The sequence below is a fragment of the Nitratireductor sp. StC3 genome (genome assembly GCF_003015025.1).
Lineage (GTDB): Bacteria > Pseudomonadota > Alphaproteobacteria > Rhizobiales > Rhizobiaceae > Mangrovimarina > Mangrovimarina alexandrii.
Map to the genome: position 1 here is coordinate 471,496 of NZ_PYBP01000003.1, position 7,513 is coordinate 479,008.

Genomic DNA, 7,513 nt, shown 5'->3' on the forward strand with positions numbered 1-7,513 from the left:
GCGCGTCGCCGAAACGCCATCGTGTTCGCATCCCCGCCGTTTTGAAAGGCTCCGCCATGCCGCATGCCGACAACGCAAACGGTCGCTTTCCGGCGCGCCCCGTGTCCGGCCGCGCCGGCGCCAGCCTGAAACACACCCATCTCGACGCGATCCTTGCCGGGCGCGACCAGGTCGGCTTTTTCGAGGTCCACGCGGAAAACTACATGGGCGCCGGCGGCCCGCCGCATGCGGCTCTGGCCCGCATCAGGCAAGACTATCCGGTCCTGCTGCATGGCGTGTGCATGTCGATCGGCGCGCCGCAACCGCTCGACGCGGCCCACCTCGCCCGCTTCAAAGCGCTGGTCGAGCGCTACGAGCCGGCGATCGTGTCGGAACATCTCGCCTGGTCGACCCACGACGATGTTTTCTACAACGACCTCCTGCCGCTGCCCTATACCGACAACACGCTGCGCCATGTGTGCGAGCACATCGACCAGGTGCAGGCCGCGATCGGGCGCCGGCTGCTGCTGGAAAATCCCTCGACCTATCTGGCGTTCGCGGCCTCCGACTACGACGAGACCGGGTTCATCCGCGAAATCGTCAAGCGCACCGGTTGCGGCCTGCTGCTCGACATCAACAACGTTTTCGTGTCCGCAACCAATCACGGGTTTTCGGCGCTCGACTATCTGGCCGACTTCCCGCTCGAGCATGTCGGCGAGATCCATCTCGCCGGCCATCGCGAGCAGAGCGACGACGAGGGCGAGCCGCTGCTGATCGACAGCCATGACGGCCCCGTCTCAGACGCGGTCTGGAAGCTCTATGACATCGTCGTCGAACGCGCCGGAACGATCCCGACGCTGGTCGAATGGGACGGCGACATTCCCGACTGGCCCGTGCTCAAGGCCGAGGCCGACGCCGCCCAGGCCGTTCTCGATCGCCATGCCGCCGCCAGCGCGCGGGACGTCCACCATGCCGCAGCCGAATAATCCCTCCGGCGCGGCCTTCGCCGGCCCGTTCGCGGCACCGCTTCTCGACCCCGACAGGCCGACGCCGCCCGGCGTCGCCGGACCGGGCGCCAAGGCCGGCGATGTCCGCTACAACGTCTATCGCAACAACGTCACCGTCTCCCTCATCGACGCGCTCGCCGACACGTTTCCCGCCGTAAAGCGCATTGTCGGGGAGGCCTTCTTTCGCGACATGGCGCGCCTCTACGTGCGCCGCGAACCGCCCCGCTCGCCGCTGCTGTTCGATTACGGCCACAGCTTCGCCGCCTTCATAGACGGTTTCGACCATACGCGCCCTCTACCCTGGCTGGGCGACGTCGCCCGCATCGAACGGGCCTGGCTCGACGCCTACCATGCCGCCGACCGCGCCCCGCTGGCGCCCGCAAAGCTGGCGAGCGTTCCACACGATGCCCTGCCGGCACTGCGCTTCGAACCGCACCCCGCCATGCGGATTGTGCGCTCCGCCTATCCGGCCGTGACGATCTTTGCCGCCAACCGGGCCAGCGGTCCGGTCGGCAAGATCCTGGAGCGCGACGGCGAGGACGCGCTCGTCACCCGACCGGCGCTGGAGGTTTTCGTGCGCAGGCTGCCGCCCGGCGGCGCGGCGTTCCTGACGCTGCTTTGTGCCGGAAAGCCGCTCGGCGAGGCGGCCGCAAAGGCGAGCGAGGCCGAGCCACGTTTCGACCTCGGCGCCAATATTGCCGGCATGATGGAAGCTGGCGCGTTCGCCGATATCTTTGTTCCCGCCGCATGACATCGCCCGGAGCCAGCAAATGGAACGGCATCATGGATGACGACAGCGATGAGCGTACAAGCAAGCCGGTCGGGCCGCTCGGCGCGGCGATGCGCCTGCATGACACGTTCTTTTCCGGCCTCCAAGCGGCACTGGCCGGATGGTTCACGGGCCTTGCGGCCCGCGTCGTCTTCGCCAGCGTGCTTTTGCTTTATTACCTCAATTCGTCCTGGGGAAAGTTCTCCGACGGGATTTTCGGCTTTCTCAGCCCCTCGTCGGGAGCCTATGTGTCGATCCTGCCCAAGGTGATGGAAGCCCGCGGCTATGACGAAACCGCGCTCGCCTGGCCTTATGACGTCATCGTGTATCTCGGCACCTGGACGGAATTCGTCCTGCCGCTTTTGATCGTCGTTGGCTTGTTCAGCAGGCTTGCCGCCCTCGGCATGATTTTTTTCGTCATCGTGCAGAGTTATGTCGACGTCACCCAGCACGGGCTCGACACCAGATCGGTCGGCGCGATGTTCGACCGCATGCCCGACGCGATCATCTGGGATCAGCGGCTTTTATGGGTGTTCGTTCTCGCCATCATCGTCGTCCACGGCGCGGGCAGGCTGTCGCTGGACCACCTGTTCACGCGCCACCGAGAGGGTTAGCCAGGCCCATGCAAAAAAGTGGCGGCGCAGGCGGCGCCGCCACGGATCGTTTCGACACGCGTCGAACGACGCGCCTTATCGGGCGACGTCGGCCTCGATCTGCTTCGAGCCGGCGCCATTGGCCGCGGAGATCGCGATCTTGCGCGGTTTCATCTCCTCGGGAATATTGCGCTTCAGGTCGATATGCAGCAGGCCGTTCTTGAGTTCGGCGCCGGTCACCTCGACATGGTCGGCAAGCTGGAAGCGGCGCTCGAAGGCGCGCGAGGCGATGCCGCGATAAAGCAGTTCGGCATCCTGCTCGCCATCGCTCTCGGTCTTTTCGCCCTTGACGGTCAGGACGTTGCGGTGCGCCTCGATCGCAATGTCGGTGTCGGCGAAACCGGCCACCGCCATCGAGATCCGGTAGGCGTCCTCACCGGTGCGCTCGATATTGTAGGGGGGATAGGTCTGGCCGTTGTCGGGCTGGGCCAGCGAATCGAGCATCGTGAAGAGACGGTCGAAACCGACGGTCGAGCGATAGAGCGGCGAAAAATCAACGTGACGCATGGTGTGTTCTCCTGTTGAGCAACAAGGTTTGCGTTTGGCGTTTTCCGAAAATCCGAACCGGCATTTCCGTGAAGCCAGCGACCCCGATCGTGCGGCGGCCGCAGACCTTATTTGGGAAGGGCAAAAACGCTGTTCAAGAGGGACGCCGGCGCCCGGTTTTCTTCCTGAACCGGACATGAACCGTGGTTTCGGCCCGAGTTCATCTTCGCCGCGCTAGTGTTTTCTCAACAGATCGGGGCGCAACGCCGCCTCGCACCAGCTCGGTCCGGGTGTAACGTCCCTTCCTCCCGGATCGACAGAGGCCGGAGGTCGCTGCCAGCGCCTCCGGCCTTGACCTTTCGACAGTCCCTTGCCCGCGACGACTTCTGATTTTCTTTGCTTTTGCCCAAGTCGCTCCGTATCACCGAACCATGAACCTGCGCGCCGACATGCCGGTCGAAGACAAAGACACGGCCGTGCTTCACGAAATCCCGGACAACCCCGTCCCGGAACGGGCGCGCGCGGGCTATTTCGACAGCCGGGACGGCAAACGACTGCGCTACGCGCTCTTTCCTGCGCAGGCCCGTCCCCTGAAGGGCACGGTGATCATTCTGTCGGGCCGCAACGAATGTATCGAAAAATATTTCGAGACCATCGGCGATCTGGCCAAGCTCGGGCTCGGCTCCGCGGTCATGGACTGGCGCGGCCAGGGCGGTTCCGAACGCCTCACGCGCGATCCGCAGCGCGGCCATGTCGATAGTTTCGACGACTACGCGGCCGATCTAGACCAGTTCTTCACCGACATCGCGCTGCCCGACTGTCGCGGCCCGTTCTACATTCTCGCCCATTCGACCGGCGCGCTGGTGGCGCTGCTCGCCGCACCGACCCTGACCAACCGGGTCCGGCGCATGGTGCTGTCGGCGCCGCTCCTCGCCTTCGAGGGTCAAAACGCCTCGGTGACCGGCCTGCGCCGGATCAGCTCGCTGCTTTACGCGCTCGGTCTGGGCACGATCTATCTGGGCTGGGGCCGTCGACCCGCGGTCCCGCCACCGTTCGCCACCAACAAGCTGACCACGGATTTCGCCCGCTACCAGCGCAACATCGCGCTTTACCAGCATTTCCCGCATCTGGCGCTCGGCGGGCCGACCGCCGGCTGGGTGCGCGCGGCCTGCCGCGCCATCGAAAAGGTGACGGACCCCGCCTTCGCCGCCCGTATCCAGGTGCCGACGCTGTTCGTCGCCGCCGGTGCGGACAGGGTGGTGTCGACCCGCGCCATCGAGCACTACGCGACCGGGCTGCGGGCGGCCTCGCTGTTGACGATCGACGGCGCGCGCCACGAATTGCTGCAGGAAGCCGACATTTATCGCGAACAGTTCCTGGCCGCCTTTTCCGCCTTCGTGCCCGGCACCGACGCCGCGCTCAGCTGACGGCCGCGCGCGGCCGGTCCCGCCGGGTCAATCGCCGACGAGATCGAGCACCGCGCGATGCAGCGCCGGCGTCGCCGCCGCGACGATGTCGCCACCGGCTTCCGGCCGTTCGCCCTGCCAGGTGCTCACCACCCCGCCCGCCCGTTCGATCAGCGCCACCAGGCCGGCAATATCGTAGGATTGCAGCCCGGCCTCCACCGCGATGTCGGCATGGCCGGCCGCCACCATCGCGAAGGCATAGCAATCCGTGCCGTAGCGCGGCAGCCGCACGGCGGCCTCCAGGCGATCGTAGCGGGCGCGCAGCGCGCCCTGAAACAGCGCCGGCGTGGTCGTGAACAAGCTTGCCTCGGCAAGCGACGTCGTCGCACGCGTGGCCAGCGGCCGCGCGCCACCCGGGCCCTCGTAGAACGCCCCCTGCCCGGTCGCGTAATAAAGCTCGCCGATGAAGGGCTGCGACATCAACCCGGCCACTGCCTTGCCGTCCTCCAGCAGGCCGACCAGCGTTCCCCACAGCGGAACGCCGGAAATGAAGGCGCGCGTGCCGTCGATCGGGTCGATCACCCACACACGGCGCGCGTCGGGGTTCTCCACCCCGTGTTCCTCGCCGACAATGCCGTCATCGGGAAATTCCGCCCGGATGATGTCGCGGATCGCACGCTCGGCCTCGCGGTCGGCTTCCGTGACCGGATCGAAGCCGGCCGCCTGCTTGTTGGCGACCGCGCCCGCGCCGCGAAACCGCGGCAGCGTTTGCTCGGCGGCCGCAGCCGCGATTCGGCGCAATAACTCCGCCGTTGCCATGTGGAACCTCATTTTGTTGCAGATTTGCCACATATAAATGGCATTCTCGGTCTGCCAAACGGTGAAATTCGGGTTTTCCACCGTCGACACTTGACTTTTGTGCATTGCACAATACGATTTTGATGAACGGTTTGTCCGTTCATGCCCTTTGGGCGTTTCCTCCCTAGACTTGGACCGTGTCGTCTTCGCGATGCGGTCTTTTTTTGTGTCTATCCGGCCTTATTCCGCCGCCAGGGGCATTGGCGGCCTGCCGAAGCCGGCCGCCGCGATCAAACGCTCCACGAACCGGGCCATATCGTCGGCCAGCGGCAGAAAACCGCTCGATTTGCGATAGCTGCGCTCGTTCATGTAAAGCCCGCGATTGACCTCGATCTGCAAGGCATGCAGCCCTCGCGCCGGCCGGCCGTAATGTTCGGTGATGAAACCGCCCGCGTAAGGCTTGTTGTGGGCGACGGTGTAGCCGAGCGAAACCAGGATGCCGATCGCCGCCTCGCTGAGTGCCGCGGAAGCGGAGGTGTTGAAGCGATCGCCGATGATGAAGTCGGGCCGCAGCCCGGCCTCGCCGACCCGGATGCTGGCCGGCATGGAGTGGCAGTCGATCAGCACGGCGAGCCCGAAGGCGGCCTGCGTCTCGCTGAGCAGCCGCCCAAGACAGGCATGGTAGGGTTTGTAGAACGTCTCGACCCGCTGCCGCGCCTCGCCAAAGGGCAATTTGCCGGCATAGATCTCCTGGCCCTCGCCGACGATCCTGGGCACCGTGCCGAGCCCGCCCGCCACGCGCGGCGAGCGGATATTGGCATAGGCCGGCAGGGTTTCCGAAAACATCCGCGGGTCGAGTTCCCACGGTTCGCGGTTGACGTCGAGATAGGCGCGCGGGAAATTGGCGCAAAGCAGCGGCGCGCCGAAGCTGACCGCGGCGGCGAACAGCTCATCGACATAACAATCCTCCGAGCGGCGGATCGCCTGACGGTCGAGCCTGGACAGCGCCAGGAACCGTTCGGGATAGCTGCGCCCGCTATGCGGCGAATTGAAGATGAAGGGGACGCTCTGGTGAGAGGGACGCCGCGTCTGGAAGGGCGCGGCGCCGGCGAAATCGTCGGCGACGCTCATCAAGGACGGATCCACCGCGGGCAGGCTCTGGTCATGCCGCGAAAGTGCCATCCGATCTCCGGCCTGTCCAGAACCAATCGCATGCCGGATGCCCTGCGACCCCGGCGGCAAGGCGAAATGGCGCGCGGGCGGCCGGACGCGACCACGGTTCACTTGATGTTTACCTTACCCTACGCATATATCTGATTTGGTTAACGGGCGGCACGGCGGCCGACTCTGTTCTGGAATGCGGACGGGAATCCATGACGAGAATCCTACTTGCCGAAGACGACAACGACATGCGCCGCTTCCTGGTCAAGGCGCTGGAACGGGCCGGTTACGACGTCATCGATTTCGACAATGGCGCCAGCGCCTATGAACGGCTGCGCGAGGAGCCGTTCTCGCTTTTGCTGACCGACATCGTCATGCCGGAGATGGACGGCATCGAACTCGCGCGCCGCGCCACCGAGATCGATCCCGACCTGAAGGTGATGTTCATCACCGGCTTCGCCGCGGTCGCGCTCAATCCCGATTCGAAAGCCCCCAAGGACGCCAAGGTTTTGTCGAAGCCGTTCCATCTGCGCGAGCTCGTCAGCGAGGTCGAAAAGATGCTGAAAGCGGCCTGACAAGGGCCGCCGCCGGACGGTGGATTTTCGGCATTGACGCCGGCATGATTTGTGTGGTCTATGCGCGGCGCTGATGGGCGTGTAGCTCAGCGGGAGAGCACTACGTTGACATCGTAGGGGTCACAGGTTCAATCCCTGTCACGCCCACCATCAGCCTCAAGAAAATCAACAGTTTACAGCCGTCTTCCTTCCTCCCTCTATCACCCGAAGACCCTCACTTGCAGGAAAACAGGGGACGGCGGGTCCAACATCCACGGCCACCCGACCGCGCCTGCGCGGGGCGCCACCGCCCGTCCGGGGCCGCGCAACCGACGACGCTCGAAAAACCGCCGTCTCACCCCCAGATCCAAACCGAGCCCCTGCCCGCCGCGCGATCTGGCCACGCCCCGCCAATGACCGTCACGAACCCTCCGCCGACCGACGGCTTAACACTAGTCGCTTGGCAGGATCGGCGGCGCCTTTATCCCCACTGGCCGGGCCAATGTCCGCGTGGACAACCTTTTTTGAAATCTCGCAGCTAGGCTCAGGACTCATTGATCAAAGCCAGAAGATGACAGTGGCTGCGATGCAGATGGCGGAGAAGAAGGTGTGGGCACACCGGTCATAGCGTGTTGCGATACGCCGCCAGTCCTTGAGTTTGGCAAAGAGGTTTTCGACTTTGTGCCGTTGGCGGTAGAGG

General features: G+C 65.0%; 9 protein-coding genes and 1 tRNA gene. 6 read left to right on the forward strand and 4 right to left on the reverse strand.

The features are described from left to right. Window positions 1–56: 56 nt before the first annotated feature. From C7T96_RS09345 to C7T96_RS09355, 3 genes are read left to right on the forward strand one after another with little or no spacing between them, the layout of a single operon-like run. On the forward strand, window positions 57–965 hold the full coding sequence (locus tag C7T96_RS09345) for a DUF692 domain-containing protein (protein ID WP_106570975.1): 909 nt from the start codon (window positions 57–59) through the stop codon (window positions 963–965). Further along, window positions 949–1,737 (forward strand): DNA-binding domain-containing protein, encoded by a 789-nt coding sequence (locus tag C7T96_RS09350; RefSeq protein WP_106570919.1) that lies wholly within the window; start codon window positions 949–951, stop codon window positions 1,735–1,737. The genes C7T96_RS09345 and C7T96_RS09350 overlap by 17 nt, the downstream gene beginning before the upstream one ends. Window positions 1,738–1,769: 32 nt before the next feature. Next, window positions 1,770–2,369, forward strand: coding sequence for a DoxX family protein (locus tag C7T96_RS09355; RefSeq protein ID WP_245414106.1), 600 nt, complete (start codon window positions 1,770–1,772; stop codon window positions 2,367–2,369). Between the two features lie 75 nt (window positions 2,370–2,444). On the opposite strand, the gene C7T96_RS09360 is transcribed toward C7T96_RS09355, so the two are convergent. Then, the gene (locus tag C7T96_RS09360) at window positions 2,445–2,915 is read right to left on the reverse strand and encodes an Hsp20 family protein (protein ID WP_106570920.1); all 471 of its coding nucleotides are present in this window, start codon (window positions 2,913–2,915) and stop codon (window positions 2,445–2,447) included. Window positions 2,916–3,325: 410 nt separating this feature from the next. Between C7T96_RS09360 and C7T96_RS09365 the strand changes: the two genes are divergently transcribed. Then, window positions 3,326–4,321 (forward strand): alpha/beta hydrolase, encoded by a 996-nt coding sequence (locus C7T96_RS09365; protein ID WP_238719943.1) that lies wholly within the window; start codon window positions 3,326–3,328, stop codon window positions 4,319–4,321. Window positions 4,322–4,348: 27 nt separating this feature from the next. On the opposite strand, the gene hisN is transcribed toward C7T96_RS09365, so the two are convergent. Next, window positions 4,349–5,119 (reverse strand): histidinol-phosphatase, encoded by a 771-nt coding sequence (hisN, locus tag C7T96_RS09370; protein WP_238719942.1) that lies wholly within the window; start codon window positions 5,117–5,119, stop codon window positions 4,349–4,351. 219 nt (window positions 5,120–5,338) lie between these two features. Further along, on the reverse strand, window positions 5,339–6,280 hold the full coding sequence (locus C7T96_RS09375) for an N-formylglutamate amidohydrolase (protein ID WP_106570921.1): 942 nt from the start codon (window positions 6,278–6,280) through the stop codon (window positions 5,339–5,341). Between the two features lie 191 nt (window positions 6,281–6,471). Here C7T96_RS09375 and C7T96_RS09380 point away from each other — a divergent pair, with 191 nt between their 5' ends. Together C7T96_RS09380 and C7T96_RS09385 are read left to right on the forward strand one after the other, a co-directional pair. Beyond that, on the forward strand, window positions 6,472–6,834 hold the full coding sequence (locus C7T96_RS09380) for a response regulator (protein ID WP_106570922.1): 363 nt from the start codon (window positions 6,472–6,474) through the stop codon (window positions 6,832–6,834). 75 nt (window positions 6,835–6,909) lie between these two features. Next, window positions 6,910–6,984, forward strand: a tRNA-Val gene (locus C7T96_RS09385). Window positions 6,985–7,371: 387 nt separating this feature from the next. On the opposite strand, the gene C7T96_RS09390 is transcribed toward C7T96_RS09385, so the two are convergent. Next, a partial coding sequence (locus tag C7T96_RS09390; protein ID WP_146149156.1) for a transposase occupies window positions 7,372–7,513 on the reverse strand: 142 nt, incomplete at its 5' end.